Raw genomic sequence first — 21,095 nt, forward strand, 5'->3', positions numbered from 1 at the left:
CCCGGCCGCGGTACGGGGCAGGTCGGCCGGTGAAGGTGGCTCGAAGCTGTGTGCTTCGTCGCGACATGAGCCCCCGAGCATGCGGCTACTGGAGGGTCCAGCGCTGGGCCGGGTTACCGTCGCAGGTCGTCTGGACGATGTCGGTGCCGGCAGTCGCGCCACCGTCGCGGGCCTGGGCGCACTTGCCGCTGTGCACGGCCACCAGGACGGTCGCGCCGTCGTCGACCCGGCGCAGCTGCCACTGCTGGTTGCTCTCGCCGTGGCAGCCGAACTGCTGCAACCGGGCGCCGTCGTCACCGCTGCGGCCCTCCACGTCGAGGCACTGGTTGTAGGCGGCGTTGGTGAGCGTCACCGTCTGCGGCCCGAAGGCGTTCACCACCCACTGCTGCTCCGGCCCGCCCCCGCACTCGGTCAGCTTGGCGGCGGCCTTCTCACCATCACCGTCGAGGCCGAGGCAGAGACCGGATCCGACCCCCCGCAACACCTTCGGCCGGGCGGGCACGTCCGGATCCTCGCGGGGACTCGGGGTGGGTGACGGCTCGGAACTACTCGGGCTGGGCTCCGGCTCGTTCCCGGTCGGGCTGGCCTGCACGGTGCTCGGGCTGGGCGCGACCGCCGTCGTGGCCGGGCCCGGCTCACCGCCGCCGAGCACGCCGGTGGCGAACAGCACCCCCAGCAGTACGCCGACCAGCCCGACCGCCATCGCCCCGACCAGGAGGGGATCGCGGAACGGTCCGGTTCGGCGGGTGCCGTAGACCCCGCCTGATCCATCGGTGTGCGACATGCCGGCATCCTGTCCCACGGTGCCCCGCGCCGACCACTCGCCCCCGGCGGCAACCAGCTTCGAATGCGAAACACCTGTGCTGGAGGTCCCGTAAGCCAGGTGTGCGCGCGTAGAGTGATCCCATGCACGCCCTGCGTGATCATGATCTGGCGGTGGCGCAACTGCGACGGTCGTACGCGGCGGTGCCGCGCGGCCAGCCGGTGCGGTTGGCCAAACGCACCTCCAACCTGTTCCGCCCGCGCAGCGCCGCCGCCTCCGGACTGGACGTCAGCGGTCTGGGCGGCGTGATCGGTGTCGACCCGGTCGCCCGCACCGCCGACGTGCAGGGCATGTGTACCTACGAACGGCTGGTCGCCGCGACCCTGCCCCACGGACTGATGCCGCTGGTGGTGCCGCAGCTACGCACCATCACCCTGGGCGGGGCGGTGACCGGGCTGGGCATCGAGTCGACCTCGTTCCGGAACGGCCTGCCACACGAGTCGGTGACCGAACTGGACGTGCTCACCGGCGCCGGTGAGGTGGTCACCGCCCGCCCCGACGGCCCACACGCGGAGTTGTACGCGGCGTTCCCCAACTCACTCGGCAGCCTCGGGTACGCCACCCGGCTGCGGATCGAGCTGCAACCGGTCCGCCGGTACGTCGCCCTACGCAACCTGCGCTTCACCGACCTGACGGCGTTGACCGAGGCGATCAGCGAGATCTCCGCGACCCGCCGCTGGGCTGGTGAGCGCGTCGACGCGATGGACGGGGTGATGTTCAGTCCAGGTGAGGCGTACCTCGTCCTGGGTGGCTTCGCCGACGACGTGCCAGTGGCATCCGACTACACCGGCCAGAGGATCTACTACCGTTCGCTACGCCAGCGTCCGCACGACGCACTCACCGCCCACGACTATCTGTGGCGATGGGACACCGACTGGTTCTGGTGCTCGGCGGCGTTCGGTGCGCAGCATCCGGTGGTGCGGCGGTTGTGGCCGGCGCGGTGGCGGCGCAGCGACGTCTATCACCGTATCGTGCGCCTGGAGCACCGGCACCGGGTTGCCGCACGGGTCGACAGGTGGCGCGGCCAGCCGGCCCGGGAACGGGTCGTGCAGGACGTGGAGATCCCGCTGGCGGGTGCCGCCGAGTTCCTGCACTGGTTCGCCACCCGGGTCGGGATGACGCCGGTGTGGCTGTGTCCCCTGCGCCTACGCGAGCCGGCGGGCCAGGGATCGGCCCGCTCCTGGCCGCTGTATCCGCTCCGGCCGGGGCAGGACTACGTCAACATAGGTTTCTGGGGGAGCGTTCCGATCGCCGACGGTGCCGCCGACGGTGACGTCAACCGGGTGATCGAGCGCGCGGTGTCGGAGGCGGGCGGGCACAAGTCGCTCTACTCCGACGCGTACTACGACCGGGATTCGTTCGACCGGCTCTACGGCGGCGGGACGTGGCGCGCCGTGCGGGACCGGTACGACCCGGAGCATCGGCTGACCGGACTGTACGAGAAGGCGGTAGCGCGAGCATGAGTCTCACCGACCGAAGTAGAGGAGCCGCAGGCGCTTCCGCCACACCACCCACCGGGGGTCGACGGCCCTGGTCGACCGTGGCGGACATCGTCCGGGCAGTGACCTCCGGCCCCCTGCCGGTACGCGTCACCGCGTACGACGGCAGCTCCGTCGGCCCGGCCGACGCCGGAATCACCCTGTCGATCCGCTCCGCGCGCGGGCTGTCGTATCTGCTCACCGCGCCGGGGGATCTGGGCATGGCCCGGGCCTACGTCAGCGGTGACCTGACCTTGGAGGGTGTGCATCCGGGCGACCCGTACGAGGCACTGCGGTTGCTCAGTGGGCTGCGGATGCGGCCTCCGGCGCTGGCCGACGGGCTGGCGCTGGCTCGTGAGCTGGGCTGGGAGCGGCTGCTGCCGCCGCCGGCTCCGCCGCAGGAGGCCCGGCCTCGCTGGAAACGGGTCATGGGTGGCTTGCGGCATTCGCGTACCCGCGACAACATCGCCGTCTCACACCACTACGACGTGTCGAACGCCTTCTACGAGCGGGTGCTCGGCCCGTCGATGACGTACACCTGCGCGGTGTACCGCAGCCCCGACGACACCTTGGAGCAGGCTCAGGCGAACAAGTACGACCTGGTCGCCGGCAAGCTCGCGCTGCGGCCGGGGATGCGGCTGCTGGACGTCGGCTGCGGCTGGGGCGGCATGGTCCGGCACGCGGCCCGGGAGTACGGCGTCAAGGCGCTCGGGGTGACGCTGTCGCGGGCACAGGCACAGTGGGCGCAGGCGGCGATCGAACGGGAGGGGTTGACCGGGTTGGCGCAGGTGCGACACCTGGACTACCGCGACGCGCCCCGTGAACAGTTCGACGCGGTCTCCTCGATCGGGTTGACCGAGCACATCGGAGTCCGCAACTATCCTGCCTACTTCGGGTGCCTGCGGAACCGGTTACGTCCGGGTGCCCGGCTGCTCAACCACTGCATCACCCGGGCGGACAACCGGGCGCCGCACCGCTCCGGGGCGTTCATCGACCGCTACGTCTTCCCCGACGGTGAGCTGGCCGGCCCGGGGCGGGTGATAGGTGAGATCCACGATGCCGGTTTGGAGGTGCAGCACGAGGAGAATCTGCGGCAGCACTACGCGCTGACCCTCGCTGCCTGGTGCCGCAATCTGGTGGAGCACTGGGACTTCTGCGTCGGCGAGGTCGGTGCGGGTAGGGCCCGGGTGTGGGGGCTCTACATGGCCGGGTCGCGGCTGGCGTTCGAGCGCAACGGCATCCAGTTGCATCAGGTGGTGGCGACGCGCAACGGCCCGGACGCGGTGAACGGCTACCCGCTGCGCCCGGACTGGCTGCCCTGACGGGGCCGCCGTAGGGCTGACCGGCCGGCGGCGTGCCGCCCGGGTGTGAAACGGGCCGGAATACGCGGGCACGGCTATCGTGGCCTGTCGTGATGGACACCGAGCAGCGTCTGGCCGTGATTCGGGGTGGCGTGCCCCCGAAACGGCACAACGCGCGCACGATCGCGGCGTTGACCGGCAACCCGGGCTGCACCCGCCGGGCGGTCCTCGACGGTGCCGGGGTTGACAAGCCGGCACTCGCGGAGCGGGTCGGTTTCCCCGCCCGGTTCGGGCAGTCCCGCTTCGCCATCACCCGGGGCAACGTCTTCGAGGCGCAGGTGAAGGCCGACGGCGGGGCCGAGCTGCTGCGGCTGGTCGCCGAGCGGCTGGGCGTACCGGTGCCGGCGGCGGCCCGCTGGACGAACCTCGGCGGTGACGACGACCCGGCGGCCCGGGCTCGACGTTCGGCGACCCTGCTCACCGAGGTACTGTCGCCCGCCGACGAACCGGCGGCCCTGTTCGACCATCCGATGCTCGGTCTGGTCGTCGCTGGGCAGCGGGTACACCTGGAACCTGACCTGGTCGCCGCCCGGCTGGGCGGCCGGTTCCATGTGGTCGAGGTCAAGTCGTTTCCGGTGATCGACGGCCAGGCAGACCCGGCGAAGCTGGCCGCTGCTGCGGTGCAGTCCGCCGTCTACGTGCTCGCTCTGCGGGACCTGATGGCCGCCGGGGGACACGACCCGCACCTGGTGTCGCACGAGGTGGTGCTGGTCTGCCCGCGGGACTTCAGCAACGCCCCGGTCGCACATCTGCTCGACGTCCGCCGGCAACTGCTCGTGGTACGCCGGCAGCTGGACCGGATGGACCGGCTCGACACGTTGCTGGCCGGTGTCCCAGACGGCTTCACTGCCGATCCCGCGGCCGATCCGGCGGCCCTGGCCGGATCACTGGCCCAGGTTCCCGCCCGATATGCCCCCGATTGTCTGGCCAGTTGTGAGCTGGCCTACTTCTGTCGGCAGGAGACGCGCGGACAGACCGGGGCGCTCGGCCGGCCGGTCCGTGAGGCTCTCGGCGGGATCGCCGAGGTCGCCGAGGTGCTGGCGTTCGCCGCCGGGGAGCCCGCCACCGACCCGGACCGGGCCGAGGCCGCCGCGTTGCTGCGGACCGCCGCCCGCCTGCGCGCCGACGCCCTCGCCACCGCATGAGCAGCGGGCGGATCAGGCACCGTGCCGGGGGCCCCCGCCGCAGCGGGGTGCCGGCATGAGTACGTTGCGGGCGTTGGCGGCGGCGCAGGCGGTGGCCACGGGTGTGGCTCAACCGGTGGCCACGGTCCGGCACCTGCACCTGTCACGGCGACCGCTGGTGCTGGTGCCGCTGGCGATGGCGGGGGAGGCGAACGCCCCACTGGCCGCGATGGTCGGCTCGGCTCCCGGTGAGGGCCGCCTGCTGATCGTGCCGCAGCCGCGTAACCGGGACCAACGGTTCGGGTTCGCCGCCGAGCTGGCCGCGATCGTGCTGCCCTACGTGGATGGGCACCGCACGGCGAACGAGGCGGTCGCCGTGGATCGGGGCCGCGACGTGCGGTACCGCTACCTCGACGCTCCGCAGCTGCTGGTGCCGAATCCGGCAGCGGTGACGTTCCTGCGGCTGCTCGGCCGGTCCACCCGGTTCCGTCGGGTCGACGGTGACCATCCGGTGCCGCCACAGGTGCCACTGTTGGGTCGGTGGCTGACCTTTCTCGCCGAACGGGCCGAGCATCCCGGTTCGTCGGCGTTGGTGGCGATGACGCAGGCGTTGACGCTGCACTGGGCGACGGGGCAGAGCGCCGTGGAGGACCTGCATCTTCCGGCGCTGCTCGGCTGGATCGCGCCGCCGTCCGGGTTGTCCGGTGCTGAGGCGGCCGTCCGGGCCGAGGACCCGTCGATCTGCCCACCGGCTGGCCCGGCCACCGATCCCGGGTTCGACAACCGGCTGCTGGCGCCGGCTTTCGAGGCGTACGCCGAAGCTGACGACGAGGCGACGCGCGTCGAGGCGTACGCCGAGCTGGAGCGGCTGCTGCGGGGTCAGCTGACGCCGACGTGGGAGCTGATGTGGCGCGGCGTGGGGATGTTGCGTGCCATGCCGCCGGGTTCCCGGGTCGCCGGGCGGTGGGACGGCGACCGGGACGCCTTCACGGCCCACGCCGACCACCTCGACGAGGACGGTGCGCCTCAGCCTCGCCGTGACGGTGCGGTGGCTGCCGCGGCCCGGCTACACCGCCTGGAGCGGGCTGCGGCGACCTACGCGGTGCAGCGCGCCTACGACGATCCGCTGGTGATGGCGGAGTACCGGCTGACCGGGGAGGCTTTCGTCGGTGAGGTGCTGCTGGCCGACCCGACCCGGGTCGACGACAGTGGCCGACGGCCGGTGCTGCGCCCGCGTGTCCAGCTGATGACCACCGACCCGGTGCTGGTGCAGGTCGGTGCGACCCTGTCCAGTCCGTCGCGTCCCGGGCAGAAGGCGCGGGTCGTGTACCTCACGCGGGCCGCCGACGGGAAGACCGAGGTGGTGCTGGAACTGTCCGGCGGCATGGGTCGTGGCCTGACGGCCAACCCGGGGAGCGTGCCGGAGGTGGGCGAGCGGCTCTGCTACACCACGCTCAGCGACGCGTACGTGCCGGGCGCTGGCTTTCCCACGGTGGACGAGACGCCGTGGACCCATGGTGGTCCACCCGCGATCGGTACGGCAGAGCCCGACGAGGAATGGGTGTAGGAGCGACCTGCGCACCTGGCGGGGTGCGGCGGGCGTGGCTAGGCTTTCGTGGTTTGCCGGGGCCGGACCTCACCGTCGACGGTGTACGCACGAGAGAGAGCCGGAGCGATCGCTGTGTCGCGCAAGGACATCGAGCGGGCTGCCGCGCGCTCACCCGGAACGGACCGGGTCGACCGTGTGGGGCTGGTCGGTGCCGGTGTCGTCGTGGCCGTCGAGGCGCTCTGGCTGCTGGTGGGGTTGCCCGCCGGTGCGTTGGTGAGCGATCTGGGTGCGCTCGCGGTGGCGGGTTGGGCTGCAGTGGCCTGCGCTGCGGCGGCTCGTCGCCATCCGGCACGTGTGCGGCGGTTCTGGCTGCTGCTCGCCGTCACCATGGCGTTGGCGCTGGCCGGGCGGGCACTGTGGACAATCGAGCGGCTGCTCGGGAACAGCCTGCCGCATACCCTGCCCACCGGATTGATCTTCGCGGCGAGCCTGGTGACGGGTACTGCTGCGCTGTTCTTGTCGGTCACCGCGCCGCGTACCACGGTGGGTCGGGCCCGGACCCTGCTCGACGGGGTGATCGTCGGGTTGGCGCTGGTCCCGATCGGCTGGCTGTTGATCTTCCGTAACGTCAGCTTGGCCGATCTGGACGAGCCGCTGCGCACCGCCGGTCTGCTGTACCCGACGTTCGACCTGATGCAGCTGACCATCCTGGTCGCGGTGATGGTCCCGAAACGGCCGGTGTGGCTGCCGATGGCGCTGCTCGGCGCGAGCCTGACGGTACGGGCGGTGGCCGACGCTATCTACGTGGCGCAGGTGGCCGCAGGCACATATCAGACCGGCACCCCGATCGACGTCCTCTGGCCGTTGAGCTATCTGCTGATCGTGGTGGCAACCCGAATGCCCGCGCCTCGGGACCACGGTGTCACCGAGGACGCCACCGAGAAGCCGTTGCCGCCCTGGTGGCGGGTGGTGCTGCCCTATCTGCCCGTGGGCGGGGCGATCGTGGCGACCATGTTGGCCCGCGACGTCGACGGCCACACCCCGATGCCGATCTTTCTGTCGATGATGGCGTTGTTGGCCGTGTTGGCGCTGCGGCAGGGCCTGGCGGCCAACGAGAACCTGCGTCTGGTCGTGCGGCTACGTAAGCTCGCCTACGCCGACCAGCTCACCGGGCTACCGAACCGGCTGGCGTTCACCCGAAAGCTGCGGATCGCGTTGCGTGGCACCGACCGGGTGGCCGTGCTGCTGCTCGACCTGGACGGCTTCAAGCAGGTCAACGATCGGTTCGGGCACACCACCGGCGACACCCTGCTGTCCGGTCTGTCCCGACGGATGCGCCGGGCGGTGGGGGACGACGGCATGATCGCCCGGATCGGTGGTGACGAGTTCGCCGTGCTGGTGACCGGCGGGCGACCGCTGGCACCGGAGCGGCTCGCCGAACGATTGCTGGCGGCTCTGCAACCGTCCCCCGGCGAGGAACTGGTCGGGGTGCACCCGTCGGCCAGCATCGGCATCGCCGAGTACGGGCCGCAACACATCTCGCACACCGATCTGCTGCGCGACGCGGACATCGCCATGTACGCGGCCAAAGCGGCCGGGAAGTCCGCGTACCGGCGATGCACGCAGGGCCTGCGGGAGTCGGCGGTGAGCCGGGCCGAGCTGATCGCCGACCTGCGACGGGCTGTCGACGAGCAGCAGCTGCACCTGGAGTTCCAACCAATCGTGGACTTGGCGACCGGCACGGTACGTAGCGCGGAGGCGTTGGTGCGGTGGCGTCACCCGGCGCTGGGCATGCTCAGCCCGGCCAGGTTCCTGCCGTTGGCCGAGGAGACCGGGCTGATCGTGTCGATCGACAGGTGGGTCATCCACGAGGCGTGTCGGGCTGCGGCCACCTGGCAGGATCGGGTGCCGGCGGTGACGGTGGCGGTGAACATCGCCGCGTCGCACCTGCGCCGACCCGACCTGATCGCCACCGTCACCGAGGCCATCGCGGCCGCCGGGCTGGCGCCCCGGGCGCTGACCCTGGAGCTGACCGAGTCGGCGCTGATCGAGGGCAGCGACGTGGTGCTGGACCGGCTCAGGCAGCTGCGGGAACTTGGCTTCCGGATCGCCATCGACGACTTCGGCACCGGCTACTCCTCGTTGAGCTACCTGCACCGGATCCCAGCCACGGAGTTGAAGATCGACCGCTCGTTCGTGGGCCGGATCCCCGAGGACACTCGGGCGTACGCGACCGTGGAGATGGTGACCCGGCTGGCCGGCGCGTTCGACCTCGGCGTGGTGGCGGAGGGAGTGGAGACCGAACGGCAGCATGAGGCGGTGGCGGCGATCGGCTGTCTGCAGGGACAGGGCTACCGCTACGGTCGCCCGGCCAGCCTGGCCGAGTTGCGTACCGTCCTGGCGGACACCCGCCCGCCGGACGTGCCCGGCGTCGCAGAATCAGGCTTGACCCTCACGTAACGGCAGGCGGGACCGTGGTTGTCGGAGAGGGGGAACCATGGCCCACACGGTTGGTCAGGTGGCGAAGCTCGCCGGGGTGACGATTCGGGCGCTGCACCACTACGACGAGATCGGGTTGCTGACGCCGAGCGGGCGTAGCGGCTCGGGATACCGCCGTTACTCCGAGGCGGACCTGGAGCGCTTGCAGCTGATCCGGTACTACCGCGAGTTGGGGTTCCCGTTGGAAGAGATCGCCGTGATCCTCGACGACCCGGCGAGCGACTCGGGAGCGCACCTGCGTCGTCAGCACGAGCTGTTGACGGTGCGGATCAAGCGCCTGCAGGAGATGGTCGCGGCGATCGAGTTTGCGATGGAGGCGAGCAAGATGAACATCCGACTGACCCCGCAGGAGCGGTTCGAGGTCTTCGGTGACTTCGACCCGGACGCGTACGCCGAGGAGGCGGAGCAGCGTTGGGGTGGAACCGAGGCGTACCGGGAGTCGAACCGGCGGACGTCGAGCTACAGCAAGCAGGACTGGCAACGGTTCAGGGCGGAGACCGAGGACTGGGGACGGCGGATCGTCGCGTTGCTGGGTTCGGGTGCGCCGGCCGACGGGCCGGAGGCGATGGAGTTGGCTGAGGAGCACCGGCAGCAGATCGGCCGGTGGTTCTACGAGTGCTCGTACGAAATGCACACCGGTCTGGCCGACATGTATCTGGCCGATGAGCGGTTCACCGCACATTACGAGACGCTGGCTGCCGGTCTGACCCGGTTCGTGGCGGAGGCGATCCACGCCAACGCGAGAAATCGTGCCTGATCGGTGACGTGCGTACGGTGACGGATCGGGAGAGTATGACTGGCGTCCGCTCTCCCGATCTTCGGAGGTTGCCTTGTTGATCGTCGCCGGCACGCTACAGGTCGACCCGGCCGGACGGGACACCTACCTTGCCACCTGCGCCGAGATCGTCCGCCAGGCGCGTGCGGCACCCGGTTGCCTCGGCTTCGCCATCAGTCCGGACCTGCTTGAGCCGGGGCGGATCAACGTCTACGAGCGGTGGGAGTCCGAGGAGCAGATGCTCGACTTCCGCGGCTCCGGCCCGGAACCGGAGCAGCAGGTGGCGATCGTGGAGGCCGAGGTTCACAAGTTCCTCATCAGCGCGGTCGAGTCTCCGTGAGGTAGCTCTGCACCACAACCCGGCGTACAGCTACCACCCTTTCGCCAATCTTGCTCCGCCGAAAGAACAATTTGCCCGATCTAGGCCGTGTCCCTGCTGGCTCCCGTGGCCGTTAACACCATGACACCCCTTCCGGTGGCCTGCGGTTGACGGCCTGCGCGGCGAAGGAGTTCGGCGTGGCGAGGACTGATTCGACGGGTTCGACGTGGCGGTACCGGTGGGCGCGCCGGCAGAACGAGCGCCGGCTGCGGTTGTTCCGCAGCGCCGAGGGGACCTGGCGGCGACGCGACGACGAGCTGCGCCGTCTGCGTACACTCGCCGAGCATTGCCAGGGCTCTGCCACGGCCGGTGACGGCCTCCCGCTGGAGCTGGTACCCGACGAGGTCGTCCTGCGGGTGGCACCCGCAGCCCAACTCGTCGAGATGCGGCACAACGCTGTGCTGCCCGCCCCTGACCTGACCGTGGGGACGCAGACCGGTCGGCTGCGCCGGCACCTGCCCGACGGGGTACGAGTCACCGACGCCGGAATGGCAGTGATCACAAACCGGCGTCTGGTGCTGCTCGGCGGGCGGGGCCGGCGCGACTGGGCGTACGGCAGGATGACCGGTCTGTCGCACGACCCGCACGCCTCGGTCACCCTGATCCAGGTGCTGGACCGGCGGCGGACGTCGGGCGTGCTGCTGCGCCCAGACGTGGCGGTCGAATTCCGGTTCGTGCTCACGCTGGCCTTCGCCGACGCTATCGAGCAGCGCCAGACAGTCATCGACGAACTCGACGAGTTGATCGGCGAACACGCAAGGCTGCGTCCGTCCCGTCCGGGCATCGCCACTCCCGGGCAGGCCCGGCTGTCGGCACTCGTGCCCGGCGGTCGGCGGACCGCCGTGGTCGCCGCCGCGCTCGCCGTGATGGTGCCGGTGGCTCTGGCCAACTCCGGTCCGTCCGACCCGACGAGCACCGAAACCGCGGTGGCCGCCACCGGAATGCCTGTCCCGACCGGTACGACGCCTGCACCGCGCGCCACCGGCTCCGCGCCGACAACCCGCACCTCCGGGTCCGCGAAGGTCAGCCCGAAGCCAGAGCAGCGCTGCGGTGCCCCCGACAACCCGATGGGGTACGACTTCTGCGGTGGGCAACGGGTACGCGAACCCGCCCGCGAGGTCTGCGACCACTTCGACTGCGTACCCGGTTTCTGGGAGGGGCGCGGTTACCTGGTGCAGTGTGAGAACGGCAAGGTCAGCCTGGCCGGCGGCAGCCCTCGGGCCTGCGGCCTGCACGGCGGGGTACGCCGCACCGTCTGGACCTGACCCCTCACGGCAGTTCGGCGGTGCGGTCGGCCAGGCGGGACAGGGCTGGCGCGGCGGCGCGTAGTCGCTCCCGGTCGGTCGCGTCGAGGTCGGCCAGGGCGGCGGCGAGAAGTTCGCGGCGGTACTGCTCGTAGGCGGCGACGCGGTCGTACGCCATCTCGGTCAACGTCAACCGGACGGTACGCCGGTCGGCCGGATCCCGGTCCCGGCGCAGCAGACCGGCGGTGGTCAGTTCGCCGACCAGGGTGCTGACCGTGTTCGCGGCGGTGCCCAGCCGCTCGGCGGCCTCCCGGACACTGATCCCGGGCTGGCGTTGCACCAGCCGCAGCACCTCGACCTGCGCGTCCGGCAGGGCGGCCCGCCCGGTCCGCTGGACGGCCCGACGGCGGAGCACCCGGTGCAGGTCACTGAGGGCGGCGCCGAGCTGGTCGAGCGTCTCGTCGGTCACAGTGCCGCCCCTTCACCCTGCAACACCTCTGTAGGCAGAGCTATCGTAGCCGCACGCCCCCGGCAACCGGCGACGCCGTGGTGGCGCCGACCGCCGGGAGGACCACCGATGCCTCACACCGCCGTGCCCGTACGCCCGCCGGAGGGGATCACCCCACCCACCGGCCGTGCCGCTCTCGCACTGCTGATGCTGCTCGGCTCCCTCACCGCGATCGGCCCCCTGTCGCTCGACACCTACCTGCCGGCTTTCCCCGGGATGACCCGCGACCTGGCCGCCAGCCAGGCGCAGATCCAGCTCTCCCTCACCACCTGCCTGATCGGCATGGCCCTGGGACAACTCGTTACCGGCCCACTCAGCGACCGCTGGGGGCGACGCCGCCCGGTGCTGGTCGGGGTCGCCGCGTACACCCTGTTGTCGCTGGTCTGCGCCCTCGCACCGTCGTCGGAGACGCTCGCGGTAGCCCGCTTCGCGCAGGGTTTCGCCGGCGGCATGGGCACGGTCGTCGCCCGCGCCGTCGTGCGTGACCTGTATGCCGGCCGGGCCGCCGCGAAGTACTTCTCCCGACTCGTCCTGATCTTCGGTATCGCGCCGATGGTTGCCCCCGCCCTCGGCAGCCTGGTGCTCAACGTCGGCGACTGGCGCACCATCTTCGTCGCCCTCGCCCTGGTCGGTGCCCTGCTCGCCACCGCCGTCGCGCTGCGGCTACCGGAAACCCTACCCGCCGCGCGGCGCAGCCCCGGCGGCCTGGCCGCGACCGCCGCCGCCGGGCGCACGCTGATCGCCGACCGCATCTACCTCGGGTACGCGCTGACCCAGGGCCTCGCCTTCGCCGGCCTCTTCGCCTACCTCTCCGGCTCCTCGTTCGTGCTCCAGGACGTCTTCGGCCTCTCCGCCGGCACGTTCAGCCTCCTCTTCGGCGCCAATGCGCTCGCCTTCGTCGCCGTCGGCCAGCTCAACGCCCGCCTGCTCGACCGCTACGAGCCCCGACTGCTGCTGGCCAGTGGCCTCGGCCTCGGCCTGCTCGCCGCCCTCGGGGTACTCGCCGGGGCACTGCTGAACAACCTGCCCCTGGTCGTCGCCGCACTCTTCGTCTTCCTCGGCTCGCTCGGCCTGGTGATGCCCAACGGGACCGCCCTCGCCCTGGACCGGCACGCCGCCCGCGCCGGCACCGCCGCAGCGTTGCTCGGCGGCATCCAGGCGGTGGTCGCCGCCAGCGCCGCACCACTTGTCGGGCTCGGCGGGGAGGGCAGCGCGCTCCCGATGGCCGTGGTGCTCAGCGCCGCCGCAGCCGCCGCGCTGCTGATGCTGCTGACCCTCGCCCGCCCCGCCCGCGTGCGTTAGCTGCGACTGCGCCGGCTATTCGGGCTGTTGCGGCTGTGCTGGCTCGTTGGCGAGCGCGGCGCAGAGCCGCTCCAGGTAGGCGTCGACCTGCCCCATGTCGTAGCCGCGCAGCGCGACCTCCAGCGTCCCGATTCCTGCGCAGCTCCATGACGACACCTCGATCAGCTGAGTGGCGTGCAGAGCATGCCACGCCGGGCACCCCGTCGGTTGCCCTGACGGCGGGCACCGGCGCAGGTGGTCCCCGGACCGTCGGGTGGCGATCTGCGTGCGGTGATGACGAGACCCGTGAAGCCCGGTCGGGTCAGGGTGCGTCGAAGTCGGGGATGGTGATCGTGCCGTCCGCGGCGATCGGGAAGCCGGGGTTCCAGGCGATCTCCCAGAGGTGACCGTCCGGGTCGGTGAAGTAGCCGGCGTACCCGCCGTAGGAGGTGTCGCGGGCCGGTTGGGTGACCTTGGCCCCGGCCCGGGTGGCGGCGGCCATCAGCTGATCCACCTCGGCGGGCTCGCGTACGTTGTGGGCCAGCGCGACCCCGGCGAACCCACCCGCGCCCCGGTCCTCGACACCGGCGTCCTCGGCCAACGACTGCCGCGCCCACAGCACCACGGCGAGCCCGCCGGCCTGGAAGAACACGGTCTGCTCGACCTCCTGGCCATGCCAGCCGAGCTGCCGGTAGAAGTCGCGGGACTGGGCCAGGTCGGCGACGCCGAGCGTGATCAGGCTGAGTCGCTGTTCCATCAGCGTAACCTAACCCGGATCTGCGACGGGCTATCCGAGGGAGACCTGGACGGCGACGTCGTGTTTCGGGTAGAGCGAGGCGAACTGGTCAGCACCGTACTTGTCGCGGAACATCGTCACGACGTGGTCGACCCGGTCGGCCTCGGTGATCGGGGTGGCGCTGGAACTCAACGCGGTGCCGTCGACGGCCAACTGGACCATCGGGGTCTGCTTGACGTTTTTGTACCACTGACTGTCCGAGCCGGTCACCGGCACCAGGAACACGTTGTCGTCCTCCTGCACGAACCAGACCGGATGGGTGATCTGCCGCCCGGTCCTGCGGCCGGTCACCGTCATCTCGACTTCGCGTACGCCATCAAGTGCGTCACCGATCGCGTTGGTCATGGTGTCCCCCCGGGCTGTTTGCCCCCGACGATGCCTCTGCTGGCCAGGCTAGGGACCGACGCCGGGCCGCGTCGCCGCATCCGGCAGCTTCGCCCGGCGAAACAGAGAACTCCCGGTGCCGCGTGGCGCGGCACCGGGAGAAACCTGCTCAGGGTCAGCTCAGCGGTGCGCCGCCGGGCTGCGCCACGTCGTTGACCGTCAGGGTGTACGGGGCGTACTGGGTGACCTGCTCGGTCGGCTCGTCATAGGCGACGATGGCGACCACCTTCGGGAAGGCGGACAGCAGCGCCGTCTGGATCAGGCCGAGGGTGAAGTTGGACTTGCCGTCGGCCTCCACCTGGTAGGCCAGCTTCAGCTTCTCGTTGATGCCGACGAAGCGGACGTTCCAGTTCGCCACCGGCGTCGGCTTGATCTCCGACGGCGAGTCGAACTGCTCCAGGCCCGAACCGTCGCTGACCAGCGTGCCGCCGACCGCGATGTCGTCGATCAGCAGACCGCCCTCGTTGACACCGCCGTCGCTGACGTACCGGAAGCTGACCAGCACCTCCTGACCGGCGTACGCGGACAGGTCGAACGAGTGCGGCTGGAAGCCGTCGGTGGTGCCGTTCAGCGCCGGGCCGAGCGGACCGGCGACCGTCTCCTCACCGGCGATGACGGTGTAGCTCTCGCCGCCGTCGGTGGAGACGCCGACGTAGCCGTAGTCGTAGCCGGCCTCGGCACCGTACTTCGCCAGGAAGGTAAGCGTCGGGTCGGCGGCCGGCACGGTCACCGGGGTGACCGCGGCGACGTCCAGGCTGTTGCCGTTGCCGGACCACAGCACCGGGTTGCCGCTGCGATCCGGGTCGTCGCTGACGACCTGCCAGGCCAGCGGGACCGGCGGCAACGTCTTCGCGCCCTGGAACTTGATCGAACGCAGATCGCCCAGGCCCAGCGGCTTACCGTTGGCCTTCTGCAAGGTGACGTAGTCGGCGCCGTTGGGTGCCGCGCCGGCAGTCGCGTACGAGGCTGGGTTGGCCAGGTTCACCGTGGCGTCGAGGCTGGCCGTGGTGACCCGGCGCTTGTTCACCCCGAGCATCACACCGAGCCTGGAGTTGCCGACGACCCGGTCCACCAGGTTCATCGTCTGGTAGTCGTGGATCACCTCGTACATGTCCTTGACGCCCTCAGCCTTCAGCGCCGCTTCAAGGCTGGCGAAACCCTGAAGCTCACCGTCGCGGTGCAACCGTGAAATGAAGTCCAGGCCGTAGCGGTCGTACAGGAACAGGGTGAACGCATAGACGTTGCCGTAATCTGCCAGCACCCCGCTTGAGGTACTGCCCTCGTTCCACAGGTTTATCGAGTTTTCCGGGCCACCGCAGTCCCGTGGGTTCGTGTTGTAGTCCGTCCCGACTATGCCGAAGCCCTGGAAACAGTGGATGTGGCTGTCCGTGCCCGGCTCGTCGATCCGGGCCGTGGTGTCGACGTAGCCGGCGAGCGTCTGCACGAAGTCGGATAGACCCTCGTTCAACCAGGTCGTCTCGAACGGGTCGGTGTAGTAGTGCGCCAGGTGCTGCCACTCGTGGATGAATGTGCCCTCGTACAGCTGCGGGCGGGCCGGTCGGCTGGTGCACAGGTCGTTGGTCGGCTCGTTCGGCGGGTTCGCACCGGTGCGGTGCGCCCAGTCGTACGCGTCGACAGTCATGATGTTGCGGTCGAGCAACTCGTTGAAGAGCGAGAAGAAGAAGCCGGCGATGTAGCTGGGGGCGGCCGGGAAGTCGTAGAAGTTGTCGTCGCGTACGTTGTCGACGAGCGTGACCGTCCGGTTGCCGGCGCCGGTGAAGTCCCCGGCGATCTGCGCGTTGCTGCCGTCGCGTTCCGGCGGGGTGCTGAACGCAGCCGTCGACGTCGGGTACATGTTGCTGTCGAACTCGTCGACCAGACCCGCGACCTGCTCGTCGGTGATCACTGTGGAGTTCGGGATCTGCCGGCGGCAGTCACCTTCGGGGAACTCCGTGTCGTTTGCGACCCACACCTCGATGTTGTCGCCGACACCGCGCAGCGTGTAGTCCTTCAGGTAGATGACGCCCTGGTAGTCGTCCAGGGCCAGCCACTGCCGCACCGTGCCGACCGGCGGTGTGTCGGCTGCCGCCGCCCTCGACCGGGCCTGGGTACGCGGCTGGTACCGGGTGGGTGCCTCCAGGCGCTGCCCGTTGAAGGTGAAGTCCTTACGGGTCAGCTCACGAACATCACCGGCCAGCCCGGTAGCTGGTGCCGGCACCGGCTTCACGGTCGCGGCCTGTGTGGTGGTCGAGGCGGCGGTCGGCTGGGCGATGACGAGTAACGGTAGGACGATGGCGCTGGCTGCTATCCCCGCGAAGCGGCGTCGTGCCACGAAACCTCCTCATAGGTGGAAGACCACCGGCCCGGGATGGCCCAGGCACCGGTGGATCTACGCACGCTGATCGAGCGTCCTCGTATCCTGTGCACGTCGCTACCGATCAGGCAACCCTCTACTGTCGAGCCCCGGGTTCGATGGAGAGTTGGTTACCTGGTCTTCAGGGGCCCGCCCGTCCAGGTGCAGCGCTTCGCTGACCGTCGGCGCGGGCTGACCGCTGCCGACCTGGTCGACGGCGAGACGCTTCTACACACCGACGTGACGACGCGGAACGTCCTCGTTGCCGATCGGCTGTGGGGCGTCGACTGGTCCAGCCCGGCGCGCACCATGGACCGTTGATCGATGTCGCCTGCCGATGGCGGGACCACCGGGCGAGCCGCACCGCCTCCCGCACCCTCGTCCACGAGGTACGCCCGACGACCTGCTCCACCTGCCCACGATCTGTTGAGCCCTGGACTTGCCCGTGCCGCCCTCGGATGGCTGCGAGACGAGGCAAGGCACGCGGGTAAGGCGACGATCTCGCACAGTATTCAGCCGCGACAGGTCGTTGATGTGACCTTCGACATAGCAGGTAACCCTTTTCCCGTGACGATGACCTCACCTACTGGTGATGTCTAATCTTCTCCAAAGATGAATTTAAGTCGGCGTTAGTCGGTTTCATCCCGTACAGGCTGCGGCCTCCGTTGCGGGCGGAGGTGGCATGTTTTAGCCTTCCGCTGGCACTAGTGCCAGCCTGTCCGTTTATAGGAATGACATCCCCTAGGGAAGCCGATGCGACGAAAAGTTCTGCTGGGCATTCCAGCGGCGCTGGTGGTTGTTGGCGCTGCGGCAGTCGTACTGCCCGCGCAGGCGATGACCGGCGTTCCAGTATCCGCCGTGACTGCCAGCACTGACGACGGTAACGTGCCGGCCAACACCGTGGACGGCGATCTCGCCACCCGCTGGTCGGGTAAGGGCGATGGTGCGTGGATCCGGTACGACCTCGGATCCAGCACGAAGATCAGTTCGATCGGGATCGCCTGGCATCACGGTGACAAGCGGAAGAGCACGTTCCTGGTGCAGGCGTCCGCAGATGCGAAGTCGTGGCAGACCGTTGTTGGTCAGCGGGAGAGCAGTGGGCGTACGACGGATTTCGAGGTCTACGATTTCGCAGACCGTGCCGCCCGCTACGTGCAGATCGTGGGATTCGGCAACACCCTGAGCGACTGGAACAGCATCAGCGAGGCGGCGATCCAGCCGGCCGACAGCGGTGGCGAGAACGTCGCTGACCCCGGTGCTGATTGTGCGGGTCCGTCGGATGTGCTTGATCTGACGAATTGGAAGGTGACGTTGCCGACGGGGTCGGGGAGCAAGCCGACTGAGATCAAGCAGCCTGATCTGAAGGGTTTCGAGGTTTCGCCTTCGTTTGTGGCTGCTGCTGGTTGTGAGTCGGTGCAGTTCCGGGCTCCGGTCAATGGTGTGACGACGAGTGGTTCGGGTTACCCGCGTTCTGAGTTGCGGGAGATGGCGGACGGCGGGTCGGCGCAGGCGAGTTGGTCCTCGACGTCGGGTACGCACACGTTGGTGGCGGAGCTTGCGTTTGATGTGTTGCCGAAGGTGAAGCCGCATCTGGTGGGTGCGCAGATTCACGATGGTGGTGACGACATCACTGTCTTCCGGTTGGAGGGCAGTAATCTGTACGTGACGAATGGTGATGACAGTAAGCACAAGTTGGTGACGAGTGACTACAAGTTGGGTACTCGTTTCGAGGCGAAGTTCGTGGTCGCTGGTGGGCAGGTGAAGGCCTACTACAACGGGCAGTTGCAGACGACGATCGCGAGTAAGTTCTCTGGCGCGTACTTCAAGGCTGGTGCTTACACGCAGGCGAACTGCTCGAACTCGTCGCCGTGTAGCAACGACAACTACGGTCAGACCAGCATCTACAAACTCGCCGTCACGCACCTGCCCGACGGCGAGGAGGACGTGACGGACGCGGCAGTGACCGCCAGCACGCACGACGGCAATGTGCCGGCCAACACGGTGGACGGCGATCTCTCGACCCGCTGGTCGGGTAGGGGCGATGGCGCGTGGATCCGGTACGACCTGGGGTCCAGCACGAAGGTCGGCTCGATCGGGATCGCCTGGTACCGGGGTGACCAGCGGAAGAGCACGTTCCAGGTGCAGGCGTCTGCTGACGCGAAGACCTGGCAGACGGTGATCAGCCAGCGTGAAAGCAGCGGAAGTACGACGGATTTCGAGGTCTACGACTTCACGGATCGTGCCGCCCGCTACGTGCAGATCGTGGGCTTCGGTAACTCCGAGAGCGACTGGAACAGCATCAGCGAGGCGGCGGTCTACGCAGCCGACGGCGACACCGGCAGTGGTACGGGTAGCGGCACCGGCACGGGTAGCGGCACCGGCACGGGAAGTGGTACCGGCACCGGCAGTGGCACCGGCACCGGTAACCCCGGTGCTGATTGTGCGAGTCCGTCGGATGTGCTTGATCTGACGAATTGGAAGGTGACGTTGCCGACGGGGTCGGGGAGCAAGCCGACTGAGATCAAGCAGCCTGATCTGAAGGGTTTCGAGGTTTCGCCTTCGTTTGTGGCTGCTGCTGGTTGTGAGTCGGTGCAGTTCCGGGCTCCGGTCAATGGTGTGACGACGAGTGGTTCGGGTTACCCGCGTTCTGAGTTGCGGGAGATGGCGGACGGCGGGTCGGCGCAGGCGAGTTGGTCGTCGACGTCGGGTACGCACACGTTGGTGGCGGAGCTTGCGTTTGATGTGTTGCCGAAGGTGAAGCCGCATCTGGTGGGTGCGCAGATTCACGATGGTGGTGACGACATCACTGTCTTCCGGTTGGAGGGCAGTAATCTGTACGTGACGAATGGTGATGACAGTAAGCACAAGTTGGTGACGAGTGACTACAAGTTGGGTACTCGTTTCGAGGCGAAGTTCGTGGTCGCTGGTGGGCAGGTGAAGGCCTACTACAACGGGCAGTTGCAGACGACGATCGCGAGTAAGTTCTCTGGCGCGTACTTCAAGGCTGGTGCTTACACGCAGGCGAACTGCTCGAACTCGTCGCCGTGTAGCAACGACAACTACGGTCAGACCAGCATCTACAAACTCGCCGTCACGCATTCGTGACAGCTGCCCGGGGTTTCCGACCCGGGCAGCCAGGCAGTCAGCGGTCCCGGGCAACATTCTGCCCGGGACCGCTCGCCGTCGGAAGGCGACGGGTTCCGCGGGCGGGAGTCTCCAACAAAGTCGCTCGCGGCAGTCGGACAGCGCAAACCGTGGCCTATGCGTACGTGTCGCCGTATTCGCGTAGGCCGTCGACGGTGATCCGACCGTTGCTGGTCCATCCGCCGGTGGCCTGCTGCCAACTCGGGTCGTCGCGCTCGTCGATCGCGGACCAGTTCGGCCGGTGGTGGCGTAGGCAGATGGGGCCGGTCGACGCACCGGGAGCCGGTACCCGGCTGGTGAAGGTCAGCTCGATCGAACGGGGACCGGAGAACCGTTCCGTCGACACGGATCCGGCGCGAAGTGAACTGTTCGAATGCTGTGGACCGTATTCGTGGTCATGCGTACGACGGAGTTCATGGTCTGTCCCCGCGATGTCGCCGACTGGCTGGGTCCGACCGGTGTCCGCACAGTGGTGCACCGCTGGATGCGGCTGGTGGCCGCCGACGCGGAGCTGGCGCCGTACCTCCTCGGGATTGACAGACCCCGGCTCGCCGGTCAGCTCGCCGCCCAGCTCTCCTCGGCCATGCGAGGGCTTGGCGGCAGGCGTCGGTCGGCGGTCGGGCTGTGGCGGCGGCTGGGGTTGACCGAGGAGCAGCACGTGCGGGTGCTCGACTACCTGGCGGCGGTCCTGTGGGTGCTGGACCTACCCGTGGACACGATCTTCGAGGTGCAGCGCGCGGCTGGTGCGCCACGACCCTGACCCGACACCGCGACGGAGACCGGCCGGAGACGCAACGGTGCGGTGGTGTCCGCCGCCGCACCAGTAGGAGTCACTGGCCGGGTGGCTGGTAGCTCACCGGTAGCCGGGCGGCAGCGTCGATCTCTTCGCTGGTCAGCAGCGGAACGATGATGAGGTCGACGCCGCCGGCCGCCCGTACGATGATGCCGAACGCGGCGACCGTCACGCTGTCCGGTACCTCGCAGATGACATACAGGTCGTAGGGGCCGAACGCGAAGTACAGGGCCTCCACGTGCCCACCGGCGTTCTCGACGAGGGCGCGGATCACCTCGGCCCGTGCCGTTCCGCCGTCCTTCGCCAACCCTGCCATTCCCTTGACCGTGTAATTCGCCGCGACCAGGAACTTCACCACGTCGGCTCCACCTTCCCCGCGCTGCTGGTGCCTCCACCGGGTTCGCCGCGCCTACCCCTTCTCCGCTCACTTACGCACGTGTGCAGGTGTCACGGCGGTGCGCCGGCCACGACTGCCGGGTGGCGTGGCCGTGCTCACAGAACAATGCGTTGGGTGCAAAACCGGCAGCGGAGTGTCGCCGGTGAAGGCTAATGTGCGCTTCGGGCTCACCCGATGTCCCGTTTCGAGCCCACCCGCCCCGCGTGA

General features: G+C 69.2%; 19 protein-coding genes and 1 pseudogene. 12 read left to right on the forward strand and 8 right to left on the reverse strand.

Features of this window, described 5'->3' with window-relative positions; all coding sequences use genetic code 11:
* Positions 1-85 precede the first annotated feature (85 nt).
* Positions 86-784 (reverse strand): RICIN domain-containing protein, encoded by a 699-nt coding sequence (locus tag HCA58_RS16930; RefSeq protein WP_169598817.1) that lies wholly within the window; start codon positions 782-784, stop codon positions 86-88.
* 122 nt (positions 785-906) lie between these two features.
* Between HCA58_RS16930 and HCA58_RS16935 the strand changes: the two genes are divergently transcribed.
* The 8 genes from HCA58_RS16935 to HCA58_RS16970 all read left to right on the forward strand — a co-directional run bounded on the left by HCA58_RS16935 (position 907) and on the right by HCA58_RS16970 (position 11,253).
* Entirely contained in the window at positions 907-2,286 is a 1,380-nt protein-coding gene (locus HCA58_RS16935) for an FAD-binding oxidoreductase (RefSeq protein WP_169598818.1), read from the forward strand.
* Complete coding sequence (locus HCA58_RS16940; RefSeq protein WP_169598819.1) at positions 2,283-3,623, forward strand: class I SAM-dependent methyltransferase; 1,341 nt, start codon at positions 2,283-2,285, stop codon at positions 3,621-3,623. The genes HCA58_RS16935 and HCA58_RS16940 overlap by 4 nt, the downstream gene beginning before the upstream one ends.
* 92 nt (positions 3,624-3,715) lie before the next feature.
* Positions 3,716-4,807 (forward strand): hypothetical protein, encoded by a 1,092-nt coding sequence (locus tag HCA58_RS16945; RefSeq protein WP_169598905.1) that lies wholly within the window; start codon positions 3,716-3,718, stop codon positions 4,805-4,807.
* A gap of 55 nt (positions 4,808-4,862) precedes the next feature.
* The gene (locus HCA58_RS16950) at positions 4,863-6,353 is read left to right on the forward strand and encodes a hypothetical protein (RefSeq protein ID WP_169598820.1); all 1,491 of its coding nucleotides are present in this window, start codon (positions 4,863-4,865) and stop codon (positions 6,351-6,353) included.
* Between the two features lie 114 nt (positions 6,354-6,467).
* Positions 6,468-8,795, forward strand: coding sequence for an EAL domain-containing protein (locus tag HCA58_RS16955; protein WP_169598821.1), 2,328 nt, complete (start codon positions 6,468-6,470; stop codon positions 8,793-8,795).
* Between the two features lie 37 nt (positions 8,796-8,832).
* Positions 8,833-9,591 carry a MerR family transcriptional regulator gene (locus HCA58_RS16960; RefSeq protein WP_169598822.1) on the forward strand — a complete coding sequence of 253 codons (759 nt, stop codon included), beginning with the start codon at positions 8,833-8,835 and terminating at the stop codon, positions 9,589-9,591.
* 73 nt (positions 9,592-9,664) lie between these two features.
* On the forward strand, positions 9,665-9,949 hold the full coding sequence (locus tag HCA58_RS16965; RefSeq protein WP_169598823.1) for an antibiotic biosynthesis monooxygenase family protein: 285 nt from the start codon (positions 9,665-9,667) through the stop codon (positions 9,947-9,949).
* 176 nt (positions 9,950-10,125) lie between these two features.
* On the forward strand, positions 10,126-11,253 hold the full coding sequence (locus tag HCA58_RS16970) for a hypothetical protein (RefSeq protein ID WP_169598824.1): 1,128 nt from the start codon (positions 10,126-10,128) through the stop codon (positions 11,251-11,253).
* Positions 11,254-11,257: 4 nt separating this feature from the next.
* Here the strand turns inward: HCA58_RS16970 and HCA58_RS16975 are convergent, their stop codons facing one another.
* Positions 11,258-11,701 (reverse strand): winged helix-turn-helix domain-containing protein, encoded by a 444-nt coding sequence (locus tag HCA58_RS16975; RefSeq protein ID WP_169598825.1) that lies wholly within the window; start codon positions 11,699-11,701, stop codon positions 11,258-11,260.
* A 108-nt stretch (positions 11,702-11,809) separates the two neighbouring features.
* Between HCA58_RS16975 and HCA58_RS16980 the strand changes: the two genes are divergently transcribed.
* Positions 11,810-13,042: a multidrug effflux MFS transporter gene (locus HCA58_RS16980; RefSeq protein WP_169598826.1), complete on the forward strand. Its 1,233-nt coding sequence runs from the start codon at positions 11,810-11,812 to the stop codon at positions 13,040-13,042.
* A 15-nt stretch (positions 13,043-13,057) separates the two neighbouring features.
* On the opposite strand, the gene HCA58_RS16985 is transcribed toward HCA58_RS16980, so the two are convergent.
* The 4 genes and pseudogenes from HCA58_RS16985 to HCA58_RS17000 all read right to left on the reverse strand — a co-directional run bounded on the left by HCA58_RS16985 (position 13,058) and on the right by HCA58_RS17000 (position 16,533).
* Positions 13,058-13,198, reverse strand: a complete 141-nt coding sequence (locus tag HCA58_RS16985) for a DivIVA domain-containing protein (protein ID WP_169598827.1) — start codon at positions 13,196-13,198, stop codon at positions 13,058-13,060.
* Between the two features lie 145 nt (positions 13,199-13,343).
* Positions 13,344-13,778 carry a VOC family protein gene (locus HCA58_RS16990; RefSeq protein WP_169598828.1) on the reverse strand — a complete coding sequence of 145 codons (435 nt, stop codon included), beginning with the start codon at positions 13,776-13,778 and terminating at the stop codon, positions 13,344-13,346.
* Positions 13,779-13,808: 30 nt separating this feature from the next.
* Positions 13,809-14,171: pseudogene (locus tag HCA58_RS16995) on the reverse strand (nitroreductase/quinone reductase family protein); the annotation flags it as partial.
* Positions 14,172-14,316: 145 nt separating this feature from the next.
* Positions 14,317-16,533: a choice-of-anchor J domain-containing protein gene (locus tag HCA58_RS17000; RefSeq protein WP_346776021.1), complete on the reverse strand. Its 2,217-nt coding sequence runs from the start codon at positions 16,531-16,533 to the stop codon at positions 14,317-14,319.
* Between the two features lie 183 nt (positions 16,534-16,716).
* Here HCA58_RS17000 and HCA58_RS17005 point away from each other — a divergent pair, with 183 nt between their 5' ends.
* Entirely contained in the window at positions 16,717-16,875 is a 159-nt protein-coding gene (locus HCA58_RS17005) for a hypothetical protein (protein WP_169598830.1), read from the forward strand.
* A 432-nt stretch (positions 16,876-17,307) separates the two neighbouring features.
* Positions 17,308-19,659, forward strand: coding sequence for a polysaccharide lyase family 7 protein (locus HCA58_RS23615; RefSeq protein ID WP_169598831.1), 2,352 nt, complete (start codon positions 17,308-17,310; stop codon positions 19,657-19,659).
* A gap of 154 nt (positions 19,660-19,813) precedes the next feature.
* Here HCA58_RS23615 and HCA58_RS17015 read toward each other — a convergent pair whose 3' ends face one another.
* Positions 19,814-20,044, reverse strand: a complete 231-nt coding sequence (locus HCA58_RS17015; RefSeq protein ID WP_205808877.1) for a hypothetical protein — start codon at positions 20,042-20,044, stop codon at positions 19,814-19,816.
* A 27-nt stretch (positions 20,045-20,071) separates the two neighbouring features.
* Here HCA58_RS17015 and HCA58_RS17020 point away from each other — a divergent pair, with 27 nt between their 5' ends.
* Positions 20,072-20,458 (forward strand): globin, encoded by a 387-nt coding sequence (locus tag HCA58_RS17020; RefSeq protein WP_240956370.1) that lies wholly within the window; start codon positions 20,072-20,074, stop codon positions 20,456-20,458.
* A gap of 70 nt (positions 20,459-20,528) precedes the next feature.
* On the opposite strand, the gene HCA58_RS17025 is transcribed toward HCA58_RS17020, so the two are convergent.
* On the reverse strand, positions 20,529-20,846 hold the full coding sequence (locus HCA58_RS17025; protein ID WP_169598908.1) for a GYD domain-containing protein: 318 nt from the start codon (positions 20,844-20,846) through the stop codon (positions 20,529-20,531).
* Positions 20,847-21,095 lie beyond the last annotated feature (249 nt).

The sequence above is a fragment of the Micromonospora sp. HNM0581 genome, assembly GCF_012726175.1.
Taxonomy (GTDB): Bacteria; Actinomycetota; Actinomycetes; order Mycobacteriales; family Micromonosporaceae; genus Micromonospora.